Consider the following 23,509-nt stretch of genomic DNA (forward strand, 5'->3'; position numbering starts at 1 on the left):
AGGGCAGTCACGGTTTGACAGAACGAAAGCGCCCTCATCGCCCGCGTAAGGTCTTCTCCCCGGCAGCGCCGTCGCGCGCCGGGGCCGGGAGTCGTTACAGCACTTTACTTAAAAACGCGGCGGTGCGCGGGTTAGTCGGCGCGCCAAAGATCTGCGCCGGTTTACCCTCTTCCTGAATGATGCCCTGGTCGATAAAGATAACCCGGTCGGCCACTTCACGGGCAAAGCCCATCTCGTGGGTTACGATCACCATGGTCATCCCTTCGCTGGCGAGATTTTTCATCACCTCCAGCACGTCGCCCACCAGCTCAGGATCGAGCGCCGAAGTGGGCTCATCAAACAGCATAATCGATGGCTTCATCGCCAGCGCGCGCGCGATGGCCACGCGCTGCTGCTGGCCGCCGGAAAGGCTGGAGGGCCAGGCGTCGCGCTTATCGCTCAGTCCGACTTTCGCCAACAGCTCTTCCGCCAGATGCGTTGCCTCCGCACGCGCCATGCCGCGCAGGCTCATCGGGGCCATAATCAGGTTTTCCAGCACCGTTTTGTGCGGGAACAGATTGAAGCGCTGAAAAACCATACCAACGCTTTCCCGCATCTTATTCAGGTCGGTCGCGCGATCGTGAGCGGCATAGCCGTTCACCTCGACTTCGCCTTCGCTAACGGTTTCCAGCGCGTTCATGCAGCGCAGGAAGGTGCTTTTCCCGGAACCGGACGGCCCAATGATACAGACTACTTCCTGTGGCTTAATATCGCAGCTGATGCCGCGCAGAACGTGGCTGTCGCCGAAGCGCTTGTGTAAATTATGAATGTGAATCACTTTTGCCAAACCTCTTTTCCAGACGGTTAACCAGCTGCGCCAGCAGGAAAGTAATAACCCAGTACACCAGAGAGATGGTCAGGTAGGGTTCCCAGTAGGTGGCGTAAGCGCCGGAAACGGTGCGCGCGGCGTAGGCCAGGTCCGCCAGACCAATAGCCGACGCCAGCGAGGAGTCCTTGACGATGGCGATGGCGTTGTTGCCCAGCGGCGGCAGTATGCGGCGAAACGCCTGCGGCAGAATCACCTGACGCATGGTTTTCCACCACGGCATTCCCAGCGCGCGGGAAGCTTCCATTTGCCCCTTATCGATCGACTGGATCCCGGCGCGGAAGATCTCCGACACGTAAGCCCCGGCGTTCAGCGTAATCGCCACGATACAGGAGAGAAACGCGCCATAGTTTGAGCGCAGCTCGCGGGCAAAATCGGCGCTCATCATGCCGCTGGTCACCAGCAAACCGTCGCGGGGATTGATAAACAGCGGCACCAGCGCAAAGTGCACCACCATAATTTGCACGAACAGCGGCGTGCCGCGAAACGCGCTGACGTAAAAGCGCACCGGAAACTGCACCAGGTAACGCAGAACGTACTTCCATACCCCATGTTCGGCTTTCGCCATGCGCCCCAGCCCGAGGGTCAGCCCCCACAGGGTGCCGAGGATCACGCAGATAATGGTACATTTAATGGTCATCAGGGCACCGTCCATAAACAGCGGACCGTACTCCTCAATGATCTCCCAACGGAATCCCGTCATAGCCCTTCCCTAAAAAATACGGCTATCGCCAGTGTCGATAGCCGTGATGAAAACAAAAATCGAATTATTGCTGCGCTGGCAGTGTCGGAACGTTCTCGTCGAACCAGGTTTTATAGATTTTGGCGTAAGTGCCGTCAGCGACGATCTTCTGTAAACCGGCGTTTATTTTCGCCTGCAGCTCGCTGTTGCCTTTGGCCACCGCGATGCCGAAATACTGGCGCTCAAATTTGGCATCCGGCACCAGCTTGAACTGCTTCTCGGGGTGCTGCTTAATGTAATATTTCACCACGCCGACGTCGCCGACCGCGGCGCTTACGCCGTCTTCAAACAGCTCCTGCAGCATCAGCGGGGTATTATCAAAACGCTTGATTGACGTGCTGTTCTTACCCAGTACCTCGGAAACCACAATATCGCCGGTGCTGGAGTTCACCACGCCGACTTTCTCATTTTTCAGCGCCTCAAGGGAGGTGACTTTCGAATCCGCCGGCACGACGATGGACTGCTCAGCCGGGAAATAAGGGGCGGAGAAATCCACCATTTGCTTACGCTTATCGGTGATGGTGATCCCGGAAATAATAATGTCGCGATCGCCGGTACTGAGGGTGGCGAAGATCCCTTCCCACGGCGTATTGACCAGTTTGATATCAAAGCCTTCCGCTTTGGCGATCGCTTTAATGATATCGATATCAAAACCTTCCAGCTGTTTTTGGCTGTTCTCAAATTCAAACGGGCGATAGGTGCCGCCGGAGCCCACCACATACGTTTGCTGAGCCGCCTGAGCGGTGCCGATCATTGCTGCCACCAGGCAACATGCTTTCATCCAGTTCTTAACCATGACAACTCCGTTTTATGCATTAATTTTGCATAAAAATACACACAGTCAGCATGGCATGCAACCGGAAACCTTCCCGACGGTAAATTATCTGTCGTTTAGCTTCGTTTACCGCCGGATTTACCAATAGCCCGATGCAATTCATTGATCCGCTTCATCGATTTCACCGTTTTTTGCGGCGCGGTGGAGGCGACCGACAGCACAATCATCTCCAGGCATACCAGCACCGTACCGTGCAGCGGCACCCGACCGTTATCGCCGCCGCGCGGCACCTCAATCACCACCTGCGCCTCCTGGCTAAAGCGGGAATCCACCGCCTGGGTCAGCAAAATCGTCGGTATTCCCAGTCGCCGGGCCTCGCGCAGGGTCGTCATCCCCTCCCGGTGCGGCGACTTTTGCCCCATCATAATCAGCACGTCGCCGCGCTGCAGGCCTATCAGCTGCTCGGCGAGGCTAAACCCGGTGCGGTTCATCACGTACGAAGGCAGACCGATGCGGCTCAGCAGCCGGGCGGTATATTCCGCCAGAATGCCCGAGGCGCCGATCCCGAAAATCCCCACCTGGCGGGCGTCGGTCAGCAGCGCCACCGCCTGGGCCACCGCCGCACGGTTGGCGGGGCGCGACAGCACTTCGCAGGCCCGCTGATGCCCGTCCAGCACGAAATCGATGCTCGAATTGACGTCGCTGGACAAGGCGCTCACCGTGGAGATCATTTTTTCCGACGAGGTCGCCGACGGGCCGAACCAGCGCTCCATGGTCTGCTTCAGCTCCCGCAGGCCGGCGAAGCCGAGCGCCTGGATGGCGCGCACCACCGTGGCGTCCGAGGTATTCGTCGCGGCGGCGATTTCCATAGCCGTGCGCTCCAGCACCGCTTCCCGGTTTTCGTTGATATAGCTCACCACCGCCAGCAAACGCGGCGACAGTTGATGCGCGCGAGCGCGAAAACGCTCACCGAACAGGTCCACCCGTCCCTTCTCTCTTTTAACCACCGTTTTCATTGCAATCCCTCGGGCAAAGGACGACCGGCAATGTGCGACTGCACCTGGGCGACCATCAGCGACAGCGCAGCGTAGGAGTTAGAGATAACCTCCTCGCGCGGCAGCAGAATATAGCGCCCGGTGCGGCAGGCGCGCATAAAGTCGCACCAGCCGGGCATCACGCTCTCCATCGCCTGCAGCTCATCCTGCGGCCTGCCGCCGGTATCGGAACGCCAGGTGGCAAATACGAAATCGGCGTCCAGCGCCGGTAGCTGCTCGGCGCTGACGTCAATACGCTGGCCATCGGGGATGTTGTCGATCAGCGGCGGAAAGCGAAATCCGGCATCGCGCAGCACGCGTCCCAGCGCATGATAGGCGTGATGCACGGTAACCTTGCCGTTGTTGGCCTGAATCACCGAAACCACGATTTTTTGCGTGTCCACAATCGACTTCAGCTGGGCAATCTGCGCCTGATAGCGGCGTTCGAGAATCAATAACCGCGGCTGGGTGCCGGTGAGCTGCGCCAGCTTGCTATAGATGCGCGGCGCGCTGCCCTGCAGGTGGTCGATGCTGACCGTCGGCGCAATCTTCTCCAGCTGCTCCACCGAAACGTGGCGGCTGGGCTCGGTAATAATCAGGTCCGGTTTCGCGGCGGCTACCGCCTCGAGATCGATATCCGCCGTGCCGATAAACCGAATCGCGCTGTTATCAAAATCAACGCCGGTCAGCTGAGCGCTGGCGCGTAAAAAGTGGCTGCCGTCCGGACGCGTCCGGCCATGGCTGGCCACCGGCGGGACGCCAAGCTCAATCAGCGGGATGGTGATATCCAGATCGTGCATCGACACAATGCGCTGCGGATGTCGTGGAACGGTGACCGTGCGACCTAAGTCGTCGGTAAAGGTTTGCGTATCGGCGGCCGAGGCGACGCCCGCCAGCAGCACCAGCAGAGAAACGAACCAACGCATAGCGATCCTTTTTGATTTACAGGGCATCACGACGACGCCAGAGCAGAACGATAAAAAACGGGCAACCGACCAGAGCGATGACGATCCCTGCGGGGATCTGCAGCGGCGCGAACGCCAGTCGGCCAATGGTATCGGTGACTAACACCAGCAGCGCGCCAATTAACGCGCTGCCGCAGAGCAGCGCCACCTGGCCGCCGCGCAGCAGAAAACGCGCCATATGCGGCGCCATCAGGCCAACAAAGCCAAGGCTACCGACGCAGGAGACGCTGGCGGAGGTGAGCAGCACCGGCGCGAAAAAGCGCAACAGGGTGAGCTGCTGCAGACGTACGCCGAGGCCGATGGCCGTGCGGTCGCCGAGCAGCGCCACATCGGCGGCCCTGGCGGTCAAAAAAAGGATCATCGCCCCGGGCAGCGCCCAGCAGAAGGCAACGACCAACAGCGGCCAGGTCGCCGCGTGCAAACTCCCCGCCAGCCAGATCATCGCCGTTTGTACATCGCGCACGTCGGCGGTGGTCATAAAAATACCGACCGCCGCCGCCAGCGTCCACGACACGCCGATGCCAATGAGAATAAAGCGCGGGCGCGAACAATCGCGGGCCAGCGCCAGAACCAGCAGCGCCACCAGCACGCCGCCGAGCATTCCCGCCAGCGGCCGCCAGACCAGGCCCACCGCCGGGAAGAACAGCACCAGCGCCAGGACGACAATGCTGGCCCCCTCCTTCACCCCGATAAGCCCGGGATCCGCCAGACCGTTGCGGGTAATGCTCTGCATCGCCGCGCCGGCCAGACCGAGCATCGCCCCGCACAGCAGCGCCATAAACAGCCTCGGCAGGCGGATATCAAACAGAATAAATCGCTGCTGTTCGCCCACGTTTTCCCCACCCAGCAGCGCATGGAACAGGGTACCGGAGGGCATCGGGAAACTGCCGCGGGTCAGGCCAAACAGCGCCAGCAGCAGGATGACGAGCAGCGCAACAGCGGCGATGTTTAATGCCGCGGGCCGTAGCAGAATGTGCCAGCGGCCGCAGGTCAGCGGCCGAAAGCCGGCGCGACGGACGGCATTTTTCATTTAAAAAACCTCGCGGCGATAACAATAAACACCGGCGCCCCCACCAGCGCGGTCATTGCGCCGGTCGCCAGCTCCTGGGGGGCCGCCAGCGTGCGGGCGGCGATATCCGCCAGCAGCAGCACCAGGGCGCCAACCGGAGCGGCCAGCGGCAGCGCCAGGCGAATATCTTCGCTAATCAGCCGGCGCACCGCGTGGGGGACCACCAGCCCGACAAAGCCGATCGGCCCGGCCACCGCCACCGCGGAGCCGCACAATAGCGCAATGGCGGCCAGCCCCAGCAGGCGGGTCTGAACGATTTTCACCCCCAGCCCCAGCGCGACCTTATCGCCCAGCGCCAGCACGTTCAGACGCGGGGCAATGATCAGCGCGATCGTCAGCCCCGCCAGCGCCGGAAGTAGCGCAGCGCACAGCGTTTGCCAGTTCAGCCCGGCAAGATCGCCCGCCAGCCAGGTACGCATCGCCAGTAGCGTTTGTTCATCGAGGATCAGAATCGCCGCCGTCACCGCCGAGGCAAAGGCCGACAGCGCCACCCCGCACAGGGTAATGCGTAGCGGCGTGACGCCACCGCGACCGGACGACGACAGCAGCATCACGCCGCCAAACAGCAGCGCCGCGCCGCAGGCGGCGGTCAGCGGCCTGGCTAACGCGACGCCGCCGAGGCTGATCCCCAGCGCCGATGTCGCCACCACCGCCAGCGAAGCGCCGGCGTTAAGACCGAGAATATGCGGCTCACCCAGCGGGTTGCGGATCACGGTTTGCAGCAGCAGGCCCGCCACGCCGAGCGCCGCGCCGGTAAGCAGCGCCGCCGCGAGACGTACCAGACGTAAATCAACGATAATTCGGTGGTCAAAATTGCGCGGATCGTAATGGAACAGCGCCTGCAACACCGTTTGCGGGGCAATCCAGCGCGCGCCGAGCCCGAGATGCACCAGCGAGCCGCCCAGCAGCAGCAGGCTCAGCAATACCAGCGCCAGCCGGGGCCGGGATTGTCGGCGCTGAAGCAGCAGCGCGGAGGCGCTCATAAAGCTTTCTCCTCACGAGCGCGGAACGGCATAAAAAAGGGCTTGCCGGTCTGCGGGTTGAGCGACATCTGAACGTCCACGTCAAAGACGTTTTTGATCAGCTCCGGCGTGCAGATTTCCTGTTCATTAATCACCCCGGCGATCTGCCCTTTTTTGAGAAATACCAGCAGGTCGGCGTAGTTCACCGCAAAGTTCAGGTCGTGCAGGACGGTCACCACGGTGCGGCCGTGTTCGCGGGTTAAAGTTTGCAGCAGTTCGAGGATATCGACCTGATAGCGCAGATCGAGCCAGGTAGTGGGTTCATCCAGCAGAATCGTCGCCGTTTGCTGAGCGAGGGCCATTGCGATCCAGCAGCGCTGGCGCTGGCCGCCGGAGAGGCTATCCACCGGTAAATGAGCGAATTCTGCGGTGCCGGTGAGCCGTAGCGCCTCTTCCACCGCCCGTTCATCGGCTTGCGACCATTGCCGCATCAGCCCCTGCCACGGATAGCGCCCGCGCGAAACCAGTTCAAAAACCGTCAGCCCCTCCGGGGTCAGCGGCGATTGCGGCAGAATGCCCAGCCGACGGGAAACTTCCCGGGTCGGCATCTGGTGAATCACCTCGCCGTCCAGACGTACGCAGCCCCCCAGCGGCTTGAGCATCCGGGCGATAGTCGACAGCAGCGTCGATTTACCCGAACCGTTGGCACCGGCCAGAACGGTCATTTTCCCGTGAGGAATGGTGAGATGAATATTGTCGATAATTAACGTCTGGCCATATCCGGCCGACAGGGAATCAAGGACGATTCCCTGCTCTGCAGGCAACACCCGCTGTGGCATAACTCGCTCCCGCGCCGCAACGGCGTGGCGTCGGGCCCGCGCGTTCCGCACTCAAACATAAATAAATCTCATTCTCTTTTGATCATGCGGTGGATGAATGTAGTAGTCAATACCCCATTACCGCGTCTGACTTCACGCTTTATCACCTCCGCGTCAATGACCAGGTAAAAAATTTATTATCAATAAAAACAAGAAAATAAACGCTTACCCTCTCGTCAGTTCGCCGCTAAATGATTGATTATTCATTTCGCCGATTTTTTATCTTACATAACGTTTACTACTACATTTCTTCGTGTTTGAATGATTCTCAATTACATATCTGGCGCGCGGTACGGCGTAAAAAACAGCCAGGTTTATTTTCCAGGGCAATGATTTTATTGGCTTTACCTCACCGCAAAGGCGAGGTTCGTTCACGAGAAACAACAATGACTCCATTAAATGTCCCTTCTTCGGCATTAAAAGGGCGTGCGCTTTTTTCACTGATTTTTTTCACCTCACCGGGATTATTGGCAGCGGTTAATGGCGCCGATACAACAAAAAAAACCGCCGACGAGACCATGACGGTCGTGGCCGACGGCAGCAGGCAAAGCGCCACTAACGGTTATCAGCCGGTCAATACGTCAACCGCTACCCTGACCTCCATGCCGATGCTGGATATTCCTCAGGTCGTCAATACTGTCAGCGAACAGGTGCTGCAGGATCAGCACGCGACGAACCTCGATGAAGCGCTGTATAACGTCGCCAACGTGGTGCAAACCAATACCCTCGGCGGAACCCAGGATGCCTTTACCCGCCGCGGCTTCGGCGCTAACCGCGATGGTTCAATCATGACCAACGGCTTGCGCACCGTACTGCCGCGCAGTTTTACCGCCGCCACCGAACGCGTCGAAGTGCTTAAAGGCCCGGCCTCAACGCTGTACGGTATTCTCGACCCCGGCGGATTAATCAACGTGGTGACCAAACGCCCGGAGCGCACTTTTGGCGGCTCTGTTTCCGCCACCTCCACCAGCTTTGGCGGCGGTACCGGCCGATTTGACGTCACCGGCCCCATTGACGGGACGCCGCTGGCGTATCGGGTGATTGGCGAATATCAGCATGAAGATTACTGGCGTAATTTCGGCAAAGAGAAGAGCAGCTTTATTAACCCCTCTCTGACCTGGTTCGGCGAGCGGGCGACGGTGAACGTGTCATATTCGCACCGTAACTACAGTACTCCCTTCGATCGCGGCACCATCTTCGATCTGAACACCGGTCATGCGGTGAACGTCGACCGTAAAACCCGTTTTGATGAACCGTTTAATATTACCGACGGTTATTCCGATCTCGCGCAGCTGAATGCCGAATACCGTCTCAGCGACGCCTGGACCGCCCGCTTCGACTACAGCTACAGCCAGGATCATTACAACGACGATCAGGCCCGGGTAATGGCCTACGACTCGGCGACCGGCAACCTGACCCGCCGCGTCGATGCCACACACGGTTCAACCCAGAAAATGCACTCTTCGCGAGCGGATTTACAGGGTAACGTGGTTATTGGCGGCTTTTACAACGAGATCCTCACTGGTCTGGCCTATGAGAATTACGATCTGCTGCGCACCGATATGATCCGCTGTAAGAACGTCAAGGGTTTCAATATCTATAATCCGGTCTACGGTACTGTTGGCAAATGCTCCAGCGCTTCGGCATCCGACAGCGACCAGCGCATTCAGCAGGAGAGCTACGCGGGCTACGTTCAGGACGCGCTCTATCTTACCGATAAATGGATTGCCGTTGCCGGAGTGCGCTATCAGTATTACACCCAGTACGCCGGTAAGGGCCGCCCGTTTAACGTCAATACCGACAGCAGCGACCAAAAATGGACGCCGAAAGCGGGCCTGGTTTATAAGCTGACGCCGTCCGTTTCGTTGTTCGGTAACGTAGCGCAGTCGTTTATGCCGCAGTCCTCTATCGCCAGCTATATCGGCAACCTGCCGCCGGAAGAGTCCACGGCGTACGAGCTGGGCGCAAAGTTTGAGCTGTTCAACGGCGTCACCGCCAATATTGCGCTGTTTGATATTGATAAGCGCAACGTTCTCTACACGGAATCCGTGGGTGATGAAACCGTGGCGAAAACCGCCGGTAAGGTGCGCTCTCGCGGCGTCGAAGTCGACGTGGCCGGATCCTTGACCGATAACCTGAGCGTCATCGCCAGCTACGGCTATACCGATGCGAAGGTCACCGACGATCCGGATTACAAAGGCAAACCGCTGCCGAACGTGCCGAAACACACCGGTTCGCTGTTCCTGAGCTATGACATTCATAACGTCTACGACAGCAATACGCTGACGGTGGGCGGCGGCGGTCGCGCGGTGAGCAAACGTTCCGGGACCAACGGCGCGGATTATTATCTGCAGGGCTATGCGGTGGCGGATGTGTTTGCCGCCTATAAGATGAAGCTACAATATCCGGTCACCCTGCAGGTTAACGTGAAGAACCTGTTCGATAAGACCTATTACACCTCCTCCATCGGCACCAATAACCTCGGTAACCAGATCGGCGATCCGCGGGAAGTGCAGTTTACGGTGAAGATGGATTTTTAAGCCTCATCCCTGTCCCGGATCGCGGCGCGCGGCGCCTTATCCGGGCTACCACACCATAGCCCGGGCAAGGCGCGGCCCTACCGCGCCGCTCCCGGGACTACCCGCCGAACGGTCAGAATGAGCACGCCCCCGGTTAGCACGTTGCCTTACCAATCCTCTCCCTGGCCAAGAATACGCAGAATATCCTGACGATGCTGCAGCAGCAGCGGATTGTCGCGATGGCGAGGATACGCCAGCGGCAGCGCAAACTCGGCGATAATCCGCCCCGGCCGAGGCGACATGATTAACACCCGATCGCACAGTAGCAGCGCCTCTTCGATATCGTGAGTGACCAGCAGGCTGGTATAGCCCTGCTGCTGCCACAGGGCGATCAGCTCCCGCTGCATGCTGATGCGGGTAAGCGAATCCAGTTTGCCCAACGGTTCGTCGAGCAGCAGCAGACGCGGTTCATTCAGCAGCGCGCGCGCCAGCGCCGCACGCTGCGCCATCCCGCCGGAAAGCTGGCGCGGCAACGCCTCACTAAACGCCTGCAGACCCATTCGCGCAATCAGCGCGTCGGCCTTTGGCTCAAGCCCCTTTTTCCCCTGCGCCTGCGGCCCCAGCAGCACGTTTTGCCGCACCGTCAGCCACGGATAAAGGGTCGGGTCCTGAAACACCAGTATTCGCTCGGGCCCCGGCCCGCCCATCGCCGCCTCATCAATCTGAATTTGCCCGGCCTGCTGCGGCTCCAGTCCCGCCAGCAGCCGCAGCAGAGTGGATTTACCGCAGCCTGAAGGGCCGAGCAGCGCGACGCTTTCTCCGGGCCGCAACTGCAGGCTGATATTCTCCAGCACCGGCACCGTCCGTTTGCCGAGGGTAAAAGCATGATGCAGATGGCTTATCGACACCGCCGCGCCGGTCGATGCCGCCTGAGAAGTGGCGTTCGCGGTTACCATTGCATCCCTCCCCGCTGCCAGCTCAGCAGCCGGTCGCGCACCATAAACAGCCCGCTAATCAGGCCGGAGCAAAGCAGCGCCATCACCAGCAGCGCCGCGTACATATTGGGATAGGCCGCCCAGCCCTGCGCCCACTGCAGATAAAAGCCGATCCCGGATTTCACGCCGACCATTTCGGCGACAATCAGCACCGAAAACGACGCGCCCAGCCCCATAAACAGGCCGACAAAAACGTTCGGCAAGGCGGCGGGGATCGCCACGCGCAGGATCAGGAAACGCTGGCTGGCGCCCAGGGTACGCGCCACGTCATACCACGCCTTATCGATGCCGATAACCCCGGACCAGGTCAGCACGGTCACCGGGAACCAGGTGCTGAGCGCGATCAGAAACACGCTGGCGCCAAAGCTGGAAGGGAAGATAAACAGGCACAGCGGCAGCAGCGCGGTGGACGGCACCGGCCCCAGCAGACGTAACACCGGATGCACCCAGTAGCCGATCCGCTGGGACCAGCCGATCGCCAGCCCGCTGATAAAACCGCAACTGGTGCCCAGCAGCACCCCGAGCCCGAGCAGCCCCAGCGAATGCAGAAGGCTATCGAGCAGGCGCGGCCAGTCATCGTGCAGCACCTCAATCAGCGCCTGCGGCGGCGCGAAAAACGGCACCGGCAAAAATGCCGTCTTTGCCGTCAGCCCTTCCCACAGCGCAAAGAGCAGCGGCAGCAGCGCCAGCCACTTTCCGGCATGCTGCAGACGCGTCCCCCGCTGCCGCCAGTAGCGGTAGCTCAGCGCCAGCACCAGCAGCCCGCCGCCGAGGGTGAACTGCGCCAGCGCCCACCCTTCGCTAAACGGCCAGCGCCGCCCGGCATCGGGCCAGGCCAGCGTATACAAGCCGCCCAGCAGCCACAGCGCGGCGGCCAGCCAGCCTTCCGTCCACCGCGGCCTGCCGCTTGCCGGGCGCGCCAGCGCCCGTTCAGGCGAAAACGTTGACATAAATGCTCTCCGCAAACTGATGGGGATCGGTTCCCGGTTTAATGACCTGCACCCGCTGAAGATCCACCGCGTACTGGGTCAGCTCTTTAACAAACGCTTCGCCCACCGCGTGATGACCGTGCCCCTGGCCGTGGAGAATGCCGCTGACCTCCGCCTCATTGGTATTCAGCGCATGGGCGAGGAAGGATTGCGCCACGCTCTCCGGGTGCGCGGCGGCATAGCTGTGCGCCTCAAGAATCGCCTGGGTGAGCGCGGCAGCGGCCGGTTTATGATCGCGCGCCAGGCTACCGCTGACCCCCAGTACGCAGCAGCTCAGCCTGGCATAATCGCCGGTCATATTGCTGGCGATAAGCTGATATTTACCGGTTGCCAGCAGACGATAGCTAAAGGGTTCGCTGCCGCTGATGGCGGCGATTTCGCGTTTATCCAGCGCCACGCTGAGCAAATCCGCCGGATAGACTTTCCACTGCACATCGCTTATCGGATCGATACCGTGGCGCTTAAGCAAGATGGCGAAAAAGTTTTTATCCGGCCCGGCCATATCGGTGACGCCGATGGTTTGCCCCTTCAGGCTCTCCAGGCCGCCGAACGGCGAGTTTTTCGCCGTCAGCAGGTTCAGGCAGCCGCCGTGGGTTCCGGCGGTGAGCTTCACGTCGAAGCCCTGCTCCAGCGCCTTCAGCCAGCGCAGCGCCATCCCGACGCCAGCGTCGGCCTTGCCGGTGGCAATCGCCTCCAGCAGCACGTCCGTCGAGTTGCCGAAGTTAACGAACTCCACGTCGAGATTGTATTTACTGAAGATCTTCTGCTGCTCGGCGACGGCGACTGGCGCCAGGCACACCGCGCTTTTGTTAATCGCCAGCTTGATTTTGTACGGCTGCGCCAGGCGCAGGGCCGGGTGTTCCTCACCGCTCGCCATGGCCGCCATATCGTGAGCCCAAAGCGGCAGGGATGCGCCGGCCAGCGCAAGGCTGCCGGTCAAGCGTAAGAAACGACGGCGGGAAAAAGCAGAGGTTATCATGGCGTCGCCTCCGCATGGGCCTGCGCGGCAGGCACGCTAAAGCCGTTATCAAACGTCGGCGTCACGTCCAGCTTCGCGCGGATCAGCCCGTTGGCGAGATAAAAATCCGCCGTCGACTGCTGCTGAGCGACCGTCTTCGCGTTCAGAGGCTGCCACTGCGACTGGCGATTGGCAAACTGCGCGCGGGCGATATCCGCCGGGAAGCGAATAATCTCCCCCAGGGTTTTACCGTAGCTATCGAGATTGACATACGCCCAGCGCTCGGCGCCGGCCAGGCGATTGAGGTAATCCTGCAGCGCCGCGCGCTTCTGCGGGTCCTTCAGGGCATCATCGGTTGCCGCCAGGAAGGTGTTGCCCGGCAGCAACCCTTTGCCGCTGACCAGGATCTGCCCCTCGGCGGTCTTCACCAGCTGCGTGGTGTACGGCTCCCAGGTCGCCCAGGCATCAACCGAACCGTTGAGCAGCGCCACTTTGGCGTCCACCGGACCGAGAAACACCCACTGCACATCCTTTGGCGAAATTCCCGCCTGCTCCAGCGCTTTCAGCGCCACAAAGTGGCCAATCGATCCTTTACCGGTAGCGATGCGTTTGCCTTTTAAATCCGCGGCGCTTTTCAACGCGCTGCCGGGCGAGACCAGCACCGCGGTGCCGGCCGGGTTGCTTTTATCGACGGCGATGGCTTTAACCGGCGCGCCGTTAGCCAGCGCGAACAGCAGCGGCGCATCGCCGATTATCCCCGCATCCACCGCCCCGGCGTTAAGCGCTTCCGCCAGCGGCGCGGCGGCCGGAAACTCGGCCCATTTAATCTCATATGGGAGATTCTGCAGGGCGTTGGCGGCCTCCAGCTGCGAACGCATGCCGCCTTTTTGATCGGCAATTCGCAGGGTGATTCGCTCCTGAGCCGCCGCATAGCCGCTGAGGACCAGCAGTATGATCGCGCCGCCTAAAGCGGTAACATTAAATCTGCGCATGAGAATTATCCTTATTTTTGAAAAGCGTGTTTGCCGGCCGCCAGCCACGCGCTGTCGCTCTGCGGGGTGTGTACCCGTCCGCACAGCACGTTACGATAGTGGCGTTCCAGAGGATTTTGCCGACTCAGGCCATGGTTGCCGGTGAGCTCCAGCGCCAGGTTTACCGCCTGAATGGCGTTGTCGGTAATCGTGACTTTCGCGAGATTCGCCTCAAAGGCGGAAAAGCCCAGCTGCGCGGCCTTTTCCAGCAGACTGCGATTGACCAGTAGCCAGCCGTCAATCTGGCCGACTTTTTCCTGCACCCGCGGCAGGCTGGAAAGCGGTTGCCCAAGGCTCCCCGGGATACGCGTACCCAGCCAGGACACCAGCCAGTCGCGGGCCGCCCGCGCGATGCTGTCGTAAATTGCCGCCAGTAGCGCCGTGTGGCGGTTGGCAAACAGGCGAAACTGTTCAGCATCCGGCGCGGGAGGCGCATCGGCAGCCCATACATCCACCGCGTGATCGGCGGCCACCTGCACGTTGTTGAGCACCACTTCATGGCTGCCGGTTGCCCGCATTCCGCCGTGGTCCCAGCTTTTGACGACGCTAATACCGTCACTTTCGCGCGGCACCAGCCAGGTGCCGACCAGCGGCGGAGCGTCGTCGCTGCGGCCCCAGATGGCCAGCCAGCTCAGCCCCTCAATACCGGTGGTATAAATTTTATGGCCATTAATCTGCCACCCTTCCGCTTCCGCGCGGCGGGTCGCCACGGTTTGCGGCAGGCCGCCGCGCGCCGGGGAGCCCAGTTCCGGCTCCACGCGCAGGCTGTTGATCAATCCTCCCCGCTCGACGGCATCGTGAAAAACCCGTTGGCGCAGCGGCTCGGACCAGTTCTCGTTTTCCGCCAGCCGCAGATGATGCAGGTACTGCATGCAGACGATCAGCGCCGTCGCCGGTTCGCCCCAGGCAATAGCGGCAATCGCCTGCTGGAGCCTGGGAAGATCGGCACCTGCCCCGCCGTACTGCAGCGGTACGGCGAGGCTTAAAAAGCCGCGCTGGCGCAGACGGTCGATATTGTCGCGGGGAAAGTCGCCGCTGGCGTCGAGGCTGGCCGCCTGCTCCGCCATCAGGTGGCGAATCTCCGCGAGCCGTCGCGCCCACTCATCGGTAGCCGGATGTTTCACGATGCGCGCTCCGCCGCGGCGCGCAGGGCCGCTTTTTCGCGGGCGATCGGCAGCAGCGCTTTACCGTACTCCTGGGCATCGTTGAGCGGATCGAATCCGCGGATCAGGAAGTTGCGCACGCCGAGGTCGTAATAATCGAGCAGCGCGTCAGCAACCTGTTCCGGAGTCCCTACCAGCGCGGTAGAGTTGTGGCCGCCGCCCACCAGCTGCGCAATTCCGGTCCACAGACGTTTATCTACCACCTTGCCCTGCGCTGCGGTGGCCCGTAGACGCTGCGCCCCGACGCTGTCAGGCTTGGCTTTGAAGCCGTCCCCGCTCTGCGCCGCCCGTTCGGTGGCGACGTGCAGAATATGCTCGGCTTTTTCCCAGGCCTCAGCTTCGGTCGCGGCGATAATCGGCCGGAACGAGACGCTGAAGTCGATTTCTCGCTGATGTTTCGCCGCCTCGGCCCGCACGCGCTGGATGGTTTCCTCAGTTTGCGCCAGCGACTCGCCCCACAGAGCGAAAACACTGGCGTGCTTGCCGGCCACGGCGATAGCGGCTTCCGACGAGCCGCCGAAGTAGAGAGGGATATGCGGTTTTTGCAGCGGGCGTATCGCCGACCACGCCTGTTCCGCCTGATAAAAATCATTGGCGATATCCACCGGCTGTTCGGCGGTCCATACCTTGCGGACGGTCTCAAGGAAGGCATCGGTACGCGCATAGCGCTGGTCGTGATCGAGATAATCGCCGTCGCGGCGTTGTTCGGCGTCATTGCCGCCGCTGATGATATGCACCGCTAGCCGTCCGCCCAGCAGATGTTCAAGGGTAGCGAACTTACGCGCGGCGAGGGTCGGCGAGACAAAACCGGGACGATGAGCCAACAGGAAGCCGATCTTTTGCGTCGACAGGCCCGCCAGCGCGGTCACCAGGAATCCGTCGGGTTGATCGGACCAGTGGCCTACCAGCAGGCGGTCAAACCCGGCGGCCTCGTGGGTTTGCGCGAAACGCACGATGTAATCGCGGTCAAAAATGGGGCCGACCGGGGCGATGGTTTCCGACGACAGGCGGTGGCCGATCATGCCGAGAAATTGAATGCTCATGCAGAACTCCTTGTAGCAGGATAATGAGTGGGCCGCCGCGGCGGCGCGTTTTCATTACCCTATACACGGGCTCTTAATGAACAAAATGCATTTTTATCATATCTTAATATGCAAGATAAGCATTTATAAAAATTATATATACGTTTCAGCCAGATACGTTTAGCTGCTGAACGACTTTGCCGGCGAAAAAAGTCAGCGGCTGGCTCAGATTAGCCAGATTCTGCGCGTGAACCAGCCACAGATGCACCTCGGGCTGGAAATCCGCCAGCGTCAATATTGTCACCTCATCGCGCCACGGGCTGGCGGCCAGCGCGGCGCGCGGGACCAGGCCAAGCCCCAGCCCTTGCGCCACGAGGCTGATTTGCAGCTGAGCGCCGGCGGTCTCAACATTCAGCGCCAGACGCAGCCCCTGGGACTGCAGCTCGCGAATCAGCCCGGCCCGCAGGCCGCAGCCGTCGGGATTAAGCACCCAGCCTTTTTCCGCGCAGTCGCGCAGCGCCCCGGCGTGAAGACGCCAGCTTTTGGCCGCAATCACCGCAATATCCAGCGGGCACAGCAAGCGCCCGCCGTAGCCCTCAGCAAAGCGTTGCTGTTCCGGCCCCATCGCCAGCACGCCGTCCAGCTCGACGCTTTCAAGGCGCTTTTGCAGCAGCCCGCTCCAGCCGCAGGTCACCTGCGGTCTCAGGGCGGGAAACTGCTGGCGCAGCGCGGTCAGCGCCGGCTGCAGCGCAATTTCCGCCACGCTCTGCGGAACCCCGAGACGCAGGATGCCGTGCGGCTCGGCCTCGGGGTCGAGCAGGCCGTACAGCTTTTTGGTCTCCCGCTTGATGCTCAGGCACTGCTCGTAAACCCGGTGCCCGGCGGCGGTCAGGGTGAGCGGCCGGGTCTGACGCTCCAGCAGCGTCACGTTGAGGGTTTGCTCCAGTCGCTGAAGTCGGCGGGTTATCGCCGATTGGGTAATACCGAGATATTCCGCGGCCTGATTAAGCGAGGAGAACTGCACGGTGGCCAGCAGTGCGTCAATGTCATCGATGCGCATAGCGTCCTTAATGTGATTTTTGCATATTAATATATGCGGAAATTGCATTTTAATTATATTAACGCCTTTGCTAGCGTAAAGACCAGTCCCGACAACAGGAAGCAACCATGACCGCACCGCGAGTGGAAAAATTACGCCAGTTTATTCAGGACCTTGATGCCCTGCATCGCGAATTTGCCGATGAGCCAGCCCTGCTTGACGCTGTGGCTCAGCGCCTGGCCACGCTGGTAAAAAAAGATGACTGGCTGCCGGAAGAGTACACCCTGCCACACCCTCACCACTATCAGCAGTATCTACTGCATGCCGATTCCGGACAGCGATTTTCCATCGTCAGCTTCGTCTGGGGGCCTGGACAATCGACGCCGATTCACGATCATCGGGTGTGGGGCGCCATCGGCATGCTGCGCGGCGCGGAGGAGAATCAGCGCTACCGCCTGGACGAGCGCGGCCAGCCGGTGGTCAGCGGCGTTGCCGAACGCCTCTCCCCTGGTGAAGTAGAAAAAGTCTCTTCCCGCGATGGCGATATTCACCGGGTGAGCAACGCCCTCGCGGATAGCGTCTCGATCAGTATTCACGTTTACGGCGGCAATATCGGCGGCGTCAGGCGCGCGGTTTATACCCCGGAAGGCCTCGTCAAACCTTTTGTCTCCGGTTACTCCAATCGCCACTTGCCCAATATCTGGAATCTCTCAAAGGATAATTAATATGCCCATCTGTTCTTATCGCCCGACCGCTCAGCTGCGCCAGGCGCTGCTTGACGGCGCGGAGCTGGCGCTGATCGATGTTCGCGAAGAGGCCGACTTTGCCCGCAGCCATCCGCTGTTTGCCGCTAATCTGCCGCTCAGCAAACTGGAGCTGGATGTTTTTCGACGCGTGCCGCGCCTGACGACGCCGATTACCGTCTATGACGGCGGCGAAGGTCTGGCGGAGCGGGCCGTCGAGCGTCTGCAGAGCTGGGGTTATCAGGATGTCGCGCTGCTGGAAGGCGGCCTCTCGGGGTGGCAACGCAGCGGCGGGGAGCTGTTTCAGGACGTGAATTCGCCGAGTAAAGCGTTCGGCGAGCTGGTAGAGAGCGAGCGGCATACCCCCTCGCTGAGCGCCGGGGAAGTGAAGGCGCTGCTCGAGGGTCAACAGGAGGTGGTGGTCGTCGACGCGCGCCATTTCGATGAGTATCACACCATGAATATTCCCGGCAGCATCAGCGTGCCCGGCGGGGAGCTGGCGCTGCGCATCGAGGGCCTGATTCCGTCACCGCAGGCGACGGTGATCGTCAACTGCGCGGGGCGCACGCGCAGTATTATCGGCACGCAGTCGCTGCGCAACGCCGGTTTGCCCAATCCGGTCTACGCGCTGCGCAACGGCACCATCGGCTGGACCTTAGCCGGGCTTGACCTTGAGCGCGGCCAGCAGCGCCGCTACGATGCCGATTTTCGCGCCTCAGTCGAACGCGCGACGGCGGTGAGACAGCTGGCGGAGCGCGCCGGCGTCGCCTTTATAGACACCGCAACCCTTCAGCGCTGGCTGCGGCAGCCCGCGCGTACGACTTACCTGTTTGACGTTCGCAGCCCGGAGGAGTACGCCGCAGGCCATCTGCCGCTGAGCGTTAGCGCGCCCGGCGGGCAGCTGGTGCAGGAAACCGACCATTTCGCCAGCGTGCGCGGAGCGCGGATTGTGCTGATTGCCGATGACGCGATACGCGCACCGATAACGGCGTCCTGGCTGGCGCAGATGGGGTGGGAAGTGGCGGTGTTAAATGATGCGCGCCCTGAAGACTTTAGCGAGCGCGGTACCCCCGCGGCCAAAGTACCGCCGGGGCCGCAGGCGGAGGAGATTTCGCCACAGCAGTTAGCGGAACAGCTGCGGGTACCCGGCACCGTGGTGCTGGACTTCACCACCAGCGCCAACTATGTCGCCCGGCATATCCCGGGCGCTTACTGGCTGGTTCGTTCGCAGCTGCGCCAGGCGCTGGAGGTGATACCGCAAGGAGAACGTTACGTTGTCACCTGCGGCAGCAGCCTGCTGGCCCGCTACGCGGTGCCGGAGGTAGCGGCTTTAACCGGTAAACAGGTGCAGCTGCTGAGCGGCGGCACCCTGGCGTGGATTGATGCCGGACTGGCGTTGGAGCATGGCGAGACGCATCTGGCGACGCCGCGCAGCGATCGCTATCAGCGCCCATATGAAGGTACCGATAACTCCCCGGCTGCAATGCAGGCCTACCTCGACTGGGAGTTCGGCCTGGTTGAACAGCTGGCGCGCGATGGTACGCACGGGTTTAAGGTATTGTGATTTCCCCCGCTCGCGCTGCGCTTAGCGGGGCTACGGGCCCCTGTACTCAGCTCCCGGTGGCGGCGCTAAGCGCCTGCCCGGGCTACAGGTTTACCGCCATCTGCCATCCCGTAGCCCGGACAGATGCGCAGCATCGCCTCCGGGAAATTATGCCGCACTGCACTCTGCTCCCGGGGGCGGCGCAAAGCGCCTGCCCGGGCTACGGGTTTACTGCCATCTGCCATCCCGTAGCCCGGACAGATGCGCAGCATCGCCTCCGGGAGATTATGCCGCGCTATATTCTGCTCCCGGGGCGGCGCAAAGCGCCTGCCCGGGCTACAGGTTCACCGCCATCTGCCAGCCCGTAGCCCGGACAGATGCGCAGCATCGCCTCCGGGAAATTATGCCGCGCTGTTCTCTGCTCCCGGGGGCGGCGCAAAGCGCCCGCCCGGGCTACAGGTTCACCGCCATCTGCCATCCCGTAGCCGGGACATAGGCGCAGCATCGCCTCCGGGAAATTATGCCGCGCTGTACTCTGCTCCCGGGGTATAGCTGCGATCAGATCTCCGGCGTATTTTTAAAGCCCATCAGCATCAGCATCGGCTCCTGCTGCGACCCCGCGGGATCGAAATGATAGCGGTTGCCCTGACGGTCTCCGCCGATATACCACGAGATCTCGGTTTTGCCCTCAGCCAGCGCCTTGCGCACCGCTTTATCAACATCGATCGTCCGGTATTCACGCTTTGAATTAAGATACAAAACCCCATCAGAGCTGTAGTTGCAGGACGGACGATGATTCCAGGTCACACTGTTTGCGCTCCAGTCGTTGCTCGCCGGATAGAGGAAAATCTGATCCGCGCCGTTGGTTTCCACTTTTCCACCGTAGATCCGCAACTGATATTTAAACAGCGAAGCGTCCTGACCCTGCGGCAGCGGCGGGATTGGGAATTTCACCAGCGTCATGGTTTCCGGGTTATGCGTGCGCCCGCCGTTTTTCCAGTTATCGCTGACCACCAGATTTTCCGGAGCGGCATGGGTCACCGTCGGCTCGGTGCTGTCCACCAGCGCGTTCTCCTCTACCGTGGAGAAGCCATAAGGCACCGCGCTACCGCAGTCGATCCCCTTATTCATGCAGCGCTCGGTCATATAGTGCGCTGCCTCAACCGTCCAGCCGTTCATGAAATCCGCGTGCGCCGTATAGATGCTGCCCCAGCGCTCTTGACGCTTGTCGCCGTCCATGACCGGATCCATTGAAAGCTGAATTTTTGCCGTATCCAGCGTTTTTATCTGCGGCAGAACGTATGCCACGTTCATGTTTACGGTCGGAATTTTCACCGGGTAATCGCCTGGACAGGCGCCATTGACGTCGTATGTCGCGTTACTGTGGCCGTGCGTCGGTTTCAGGTTGACGCCATCCCAGCAGTTGGGGAACTGGATACCGATATTAAACTGTACCGCATCCCCCGCTTTGCGCAGCCCGCAAATCTGATCGGCCTTATTGGTATAGCCATTGCCGTTGGCGCAGAGAAAGGTAATGCGCGAACTGGGAGCAGAACCGTGATGATCGCCCGCCAGCAGTTCGAGACCGGCCGGGAACGGATGCAGCGGATGCTGTTCGACTTTGCTGGTCTGGTAGTAGGTTTTTTGATAAGCCGGCGCGACCACCTGACCGTCAGGCAGCTTCAGCGATGGCGCCCAGTAGGCGGAGCTGTCGGCTTTGTTATCGCAGGTGGTTTCCGGCTGGTCGCGCAGCGTCTGATAGGTCGACACTGCGTCAGTATGGGTGTTGCCAAAAAAATCATGCCACATAGCCTGATTCGGTTTGCCGAACATCATAATGGCGTCATCGCCCAACGTATGGTGATAAGCGCAGACCACGTGGGCCTGCGGGCCGGCATGAGCAGAAAACGCGCCGGCGGCCAGCAGCGGCGCAAGAGTTAAAGCGAACGGGTTCAATTTCATTTTGCAATCCTCCTTGTTTGAAGGAGTGCAGAGATAGCAAACGCCCGCCGATGTTACACATCATCAAATATCATTTCGCCTCATCGGCCCGCACTATCAGGTTCGCGCATGATCCATGAGTACTGAAATGACTTCGGCGCCGGGAAATGCGTGCGCCGACGAAACGACCCCAGCAGCTGCGGCGTGCAGTAGGTACAGCTCCCCAGCCACTCCATGTTTTCCTCCGGCACCCCCGCGCTGCGCAGCAGGAGATGGGCAAAGGCCCGCAGATCGAACCAGACATTGTCGTCAGCGGTCGCTTGCGCCTGCTCCCCCACTGACGCCGCCTGATAGGGCAGGAAGAGCTGCTCCCGATGGCGCTTTGCCAGCTCGCCTGCGGGCATTGCCAGCAGAGCCTGATAGAAGTCGGCGGTGACTTCGTAGCAGCAGGCGTGAATATGCGGCCCGCTCACCACCACCAGATCTTGCGGGGCGACGTGATAACGCTGAAACAACGCCAGGCTATTTTCAATAATTCCGCTGGCCGCGCCGCGCCAGCCTGCGTGGACGCTACAAATATAGCGCCCATCGCGCGACGCCATCAGCAGCGGCAGACAGTCGGCGGTCACTACCCCTATCTTTTGCCCGCTGACGGCGGTAAACATCGCATCGGCATGGGGTCGCTCCGCCTGCGGCGCCAGATACTCATGCACGATGTTGCTGTGAACCAGTTTAACTGGCGCCATTTCGCTATAGGGAAAGGCGGCGGTTTCATGGACGTCGAGAAAGGCATAGCGGATGCCGGGGATAGTGCTCAGTAAGCGGGAGGTAAAAGACATGATGCCCGGAAGAATCAATGGATGATGATTTAACCTATGCCAAAGTAGAGAGATGCGCAAGGCGAAGGACAGCGCCCCGGCTCGCGCTGCGCTTAGCCGGGCTACAAGCAACAAACTTCTGCGGGCCGGTAGCCCGGACAAGGCGCGGGTTTACCGCGCCGTCCCCGGGAATAAACGGAAATGCTCAGGCCAGCGCGGCGCGCTTTTGTCGGCTCATCAGCCAGAACACCGCCACGCCCGCCAGCAGAATGCCGGGGGCGGACGCCGCCATCACCCCGACGGTGCCGGTGCCCAGCGCCAGCATTTTGCCAGCCAGCAGCGGACCGCTCATCGCGCCGAGACGGCCAATCGCCACCGCCGTTCCCACGCCCGTGGCGCGGATTTCGGTGCGATAGAACAGCGGAGCCAGCGCATACAGCACGCTCTGGCCGCCGGTGGCAAACAGGCCGGCGACAAAGCCGGAGAAGAGCATTGCGGTCAGCGAGGACGCGGTTCCCAGGGCCAGCAGCGACGCCAGCATGCCGATATAAATTAGCAGCGACATCCATAGCGGACTGAGCTTATCCATCAGCGCCCCCAGCAGCAGCGTCCCGCAGGCGGCGCCGAACTGCAGGACAAACATCACCCCCGCCGCCTCGCTGGGGCTGAATCCCTGGCCAACTAACAGCATCGGCAACCAGTTGATCAACATATAGACCACCAGCAGCGTAAAGAAATAGCACAACCACAGGAGCAGAGAAGCGGCGGCGTTGCCCGGCGCAAGGAGCGTGCGTAGCGGCACGCCCTGTGCGCTGCGCCGAAACGCCTGCGATTCCGGCAGCCAGCGCATCAATAACGGCACCATCAGCAGCGGAACGATACCGCCGACCCAGAACACCGTTTGCCAGGCCGCGGCAAGGCCGAAAAAGCCCAACGCCGCCGCCAGCGCCGCGCCGATGGGCACGCCGCAGTACATCAGGCTGACCGCCCTGCCGCGAAAACGAGGACCCGCGGCCTCGGAGGTTAAAGCAATCAGATTCGGCAGCGCCGCGCCAAGCCCGACGCCGGTTAACAGGCGCGCCAGCAGCAGCGTCGGATAATTCCATGCCAGCGCGGTGGCGATTGAGAACAGGCCGAAGAGCAGCACCGAGCCGAGCAGAATTCGCTTGCGGCCGTAGCGATCCGCCAGCATGCCGCCCACCAGCGCGCCGGGCAGCAGGCCGAGGATCCCGGCGCTGAAAATCCAGCCCATCTGCATTTTATCCAGCGCGAACGCCTGCGCCATGCCGACGGCGGCGATGCCCGCCGCCTGGAGATCCAGCCCTTCCATCAGGGCCACCATAAAACAGAGCCCGACGGTTAACATCAGGCGCGAATTGCTTGCAGTCGTTGTTTGGGTCATAGGGTACCTTTGCGATATCCGGACAAGCGGAGCAGGTAAATGGCGGCTGATACGTT

General features: G+C 61.1%; 20 protein-coding genes and 2 pseudogenes. 3 read left to right on the top strand and 19 right to left on the bottom strand.

Features of this window, described 5'->3' with window-relative positions; genetic code table 11:
- Nucleotides 1-94 precede the first annotated feature (94 nt).
- The 8 genes and pseudogenes from ACSIPU_RS03625 to ACSIPU_RS03660 all read right to left on the bottom strand — a co-directional run bounded on the left by ACSIPU_RS03625 (nucleotide 95) and on the right by ACSIPU_RS03660 (nucleotide 7,251).
- Nucleotides 95-817, bottom strand: coding sequence for an amino acid ABC transporter ATP-binding protein (locus ACSIPU_RS03625; RefSeq protein WP_004102830.1), 723 nt, complete (start codon nucleotides 815-817; stop codon nucleotides 95-97).
- Nucleotides 801-1,568, bottom strand: a complete 768-nt coding sequence (locus tag ACSIPU_RS03630) for an amino acid ABC transporter permease (protein ID WP_004102832.1) — start codon at nucleotides 1,566-1,568, stop codon at nucleotides 801-803. The genes ACSIPU_RS03625 and ACSIPU_RS03630 overlap by 17 nt, the downstream gene beginning before the upstream one ends.
- Before the next feature lie 64 nt (nucleotides 1,569-1,632).
- A complete protein-coding gene (locus ACSIPU_RS03635; protein ID WP_004102835.1) occupies nucleotides 1,633-2,403 on the bottom strand; it encodes a basic amino acid ABC transporter substrate-binding protein in 771 nt (256 codons plus the stop codon).
- A 95-nt stretch (nucleotides 2,404-2,498) separates the two neighbouring features.
- Complete coding sequence (locus tag ACSIPU_RS03640; protein ID WP_004102837.1) at nucleotides 2,499-3,398, bottom strand: MurR/RpiR family transcriptional regulator; 900 nt, start codon at nucleotides 3,396-3,398, stop codon at nucleotides 2,499-2,501.
- A pseudogene (locus tag ACSIPU_RS03645) lies at nucleotides 3,395-4,368 on the bottom strand (ABC transporter substrate-binding protein); the annotation flags it as partial. The pseudogene ACSIPU_RS03645 and the gene ACSIPU_RS03640, both read right to left, overlap by 4 nt.
- Entirely contained in the window at nucleotides 4,359-5,411 is a 1,053-nt protein-coding gene (locus tag ACSIPU_RS03650) for a FecCD family ABC transporter permease (RefSeq protein WP_004102840.1), read from the bottom strand. The pseudogene ACSIPU_RS03645 and the gene ACSIPU_RS03650, both read right to left, overlap by 10 nt.
- Entirely contained in the window at nucleotides 5,408-6,433 is a 1,026-nt protein-coding gene (locus ACSIPU_RS03655; RefSeq protein ID WP_017145715.1) for a FecCD family ABC transporter permease, read from the bottom strand. The genes ACSIPU_RS03650 and ACSIPU_RS03655 overlap by 4 nt, the downstream gene beginning before the upstream one ends.
- Complete coding sequence (locus ACSIPU_RS03660; RefSeq protein WP_004102842.1) at nucleotides 6,430-7,251, bottom strand: ABC transporter ATP-binding protein; 822 nt, start codon at nucleotides 7,249-7,251, stop codon at nucleotides 6,430-6,432. Before ACSIPU_RS03660 ends, ACSIPU_RS03655 begins: the two co-directional genes overlap by 4 nt.
- 557 nt (nucleotides 7,252-7,808) lie before the next feature.
- Here ACSIPU_RS03660 and ACSIPU_RS03665 point away from each other — a divergent pair.
- Entirely contained in the window at nucleotides 7,809-9,830 is a 2,022-nt protein-coding gene (locus ACSIPU_RS03665) for a TonB-dependent siderophore receptor (protein ID WP_097365455.1), read from the top strand.
- A gap of 146 nt (nucleotides 9,831-9,976) precedes the next feature.
- On the opposite strand, the gene ACSIPU_RS03670 is transcribed toward ACSIPU_RS03665, so the two are convergent.
- From ACSIPU_RS03670 to ACSIPU_RS03700, 7 genes and pseudogenes are all read right to left on the bottom strand, one after another.
- Entirely contained in the window at nucleotides 9,977-10,765 is a 789-nt protein-coding gene (locus tag ACSIPU_RS03670; protein WP_004102846.1) for an ABC transporter ATP-binding protein, read from the bottom strand.
- Nucleotides 10,759-11,754 carry an ABC transporter permease gene (locus ACSIPU_RS03675; protein ID WP_004113547.1) on the bottom strand — a complete coding sequence of 332 codons (996 nt, stop codon included), beginning with the start codon at nucleotides 11,752-11,754 and terminating at the stop codon, nucleotides 10,759-10,761. The genes ACSIPU_RS03670 and ACSIPU_RS03675 overlap by 7 nt, the downstream gene beginning before the upstream one ends.
- Complete coding sequence (locus tag ACSIPU_RS03680) at nucleotides 11,735-12,772, bottom strand: ABC transporter substrate-binding protein (protein WP_032728373.1); 1,038 nt, start codon at nucleotides 12,770-12,772, stop codon at nucleotides 11,735-11,737. The genes ACSIPU_RS03675 and ACSIPU_RS03680 overlap by 20 nt, the downstream gene beginning before the upstream one ends.
- Nucleotides 12,769-13,743: an ABC transporter substrate-binding protein gene (locus tag ACSIPU_RS03685; RefSeq protein WP_032728374.1), complete on the bottom strand. Its 975-nt coding sequence runs from the start codon at nucleotides 13,741-13,743 to the stop codon at nucleotides 12,769-12,771. Before ACSIPU_RS03685 ends, ACSIPU_RS03680 begins: the two co-directional genes overlap by 4 nt.
- 11 nt (nucleotides 13,744-13,754) lie before the next feature.
- Nucleotides 13,755-14,906 (bottom strand): acyl-CoA dehydrogenase family protein, encoded by a 1,152-nt coding sequence (locus ACSIPU_RS03690; RefSeq protein WP_032728375.1) that lies wholly within the window; start codon nucleotides 14,904-14,906, stop codon nucleotides 13,755-13,757.
- Nucleotides 14,884-15,988, bottom strand: a pseudogene (locus ACSIPU_RS03695) (LLM class flavin-dependent oxidoreductase). Before ACSIPU_RS03695 ends, ACSIPU_RS03690 begins: the two are co-directional and overlap by 23 nt.
- Before the next feature lie 145 nt (nucleotides 15,989-16,133).
- A complete protein-coding gene (locus ACSIPU_RS03700) occupies nucleotides 16,134-17,027 on the bottom strand; it encodes a LysR family transcriptional regulator (RefSeq protein ID WP_004102856.1) in 894 nt (297 codons plus the stop codon).
- Nucleotides 17,028-17,134: 107 nt separating this feature from the next.
- Between ACSIPU_RS03700 and ACSIPU_RS03705 the strand changes: the two genes are divergently transcribed.
- On the top strand, nucleotides 17,135-17,731 hold the full coding sequence (locus ACSIPU_RS03705) for a cysteine dioxygenase family protein (protein WP_196557512.1): 597 nt from the start codon (nucleotides 17,135-17,137) through the stop codon (nucleotides 17,729-17,731).
- 1 nt (nucleotide 17,732) lies between these two features.
- Nucleotides 17,733-19,313 carry a rhodanese homology domain-containing protein gene (locus ACSIPU_RS03710; protein ID WP_196557511.1) on the top strand — a complete coding sequence of 527 codons (1,581 nt, stop codon included), beginning with the start codon at nucleotides 17,733-17,735 and terminating at the stop codon, nucleotides 19,311-19,313.
- Between the two features lie 65 nt (nucleotides 19,314-19,378).
- Here the strand turns inward: ACSIPU_RS03710 and ACSIPU_RS03715 are convergent, their stop codons facing one another.
- From ACSIPU_RS03715 to mhpT, 4 genes are all read right to left on the bottom strand, one after another.
- Nucleotides 19,379-19,564: a hypothetical protein gene (locus ACSIPU_RS03715; protein WP_108704952.1), complete on the bottom strand. Its 186-nt coding sequence runs from the start codon at nucleotides 19,562-19,564 to the stop codon at nucleotides 19,379-19,381.
- Between the two features lie 286 nt (nucleotides 19,565-19,850).
- On the bottom strand, nucleotides 19,851-21,254 hold the full coding sequence (locus ACSIPU_RS03720; RefSeq protein WP_004102864.1) for a CBM96 family carbohydrate-binding protein: 1,404 nt from the start codon (nucleotides 21,252-21,254) through the stop codon (nucleotides 19,851-19,853).
- Nucleotides 21,255-21,334: 80 nt separating this feature from the next.
- Nucleotides 21,335-22,072 (bottom strand): polyphenol oxidase family protein, encoded by a 738-nt coding sequence (locus ACSIPU_RS03725; RefSeq protein WP_108704949.1) that lies wholly within the window; start codon nucleotides 22,070-22,072, stop codon nucleotides 21,335-21,337.
- Between the two features lie 184 nt (nucleotides 22,073-22,256).
- Nucleotides 22,257-23,453 carry a 3-(3-hydroxy-phenyl)propionate transporter MhpT gene (mhpT, locus tag ACSIPU_RS03730; RefSeq protein WP_435321610.1) on the bottom strand — a complete coding sequence of 399 codons (1,197 nt, stop codon included), beginning with the start codon at nucleotides 23,451-23,453 and terminating at the stop codon, nucleotides 22,257-22,259.
- Between the last annotated feature and the right edge of the window lie 56 nt (nucleotides 23,454-23,509).

This window comes from Klebsiella sp. HN106 (genome assembly GCF_051209435.1).
Classification (GTDB): domain Bacteria; phylum Pseudomonadota; class Gammaproteobacteria; order Enterobacterales; family Enterobacteriaceae; genus Klebsiella; species Klebsiella oxytoca.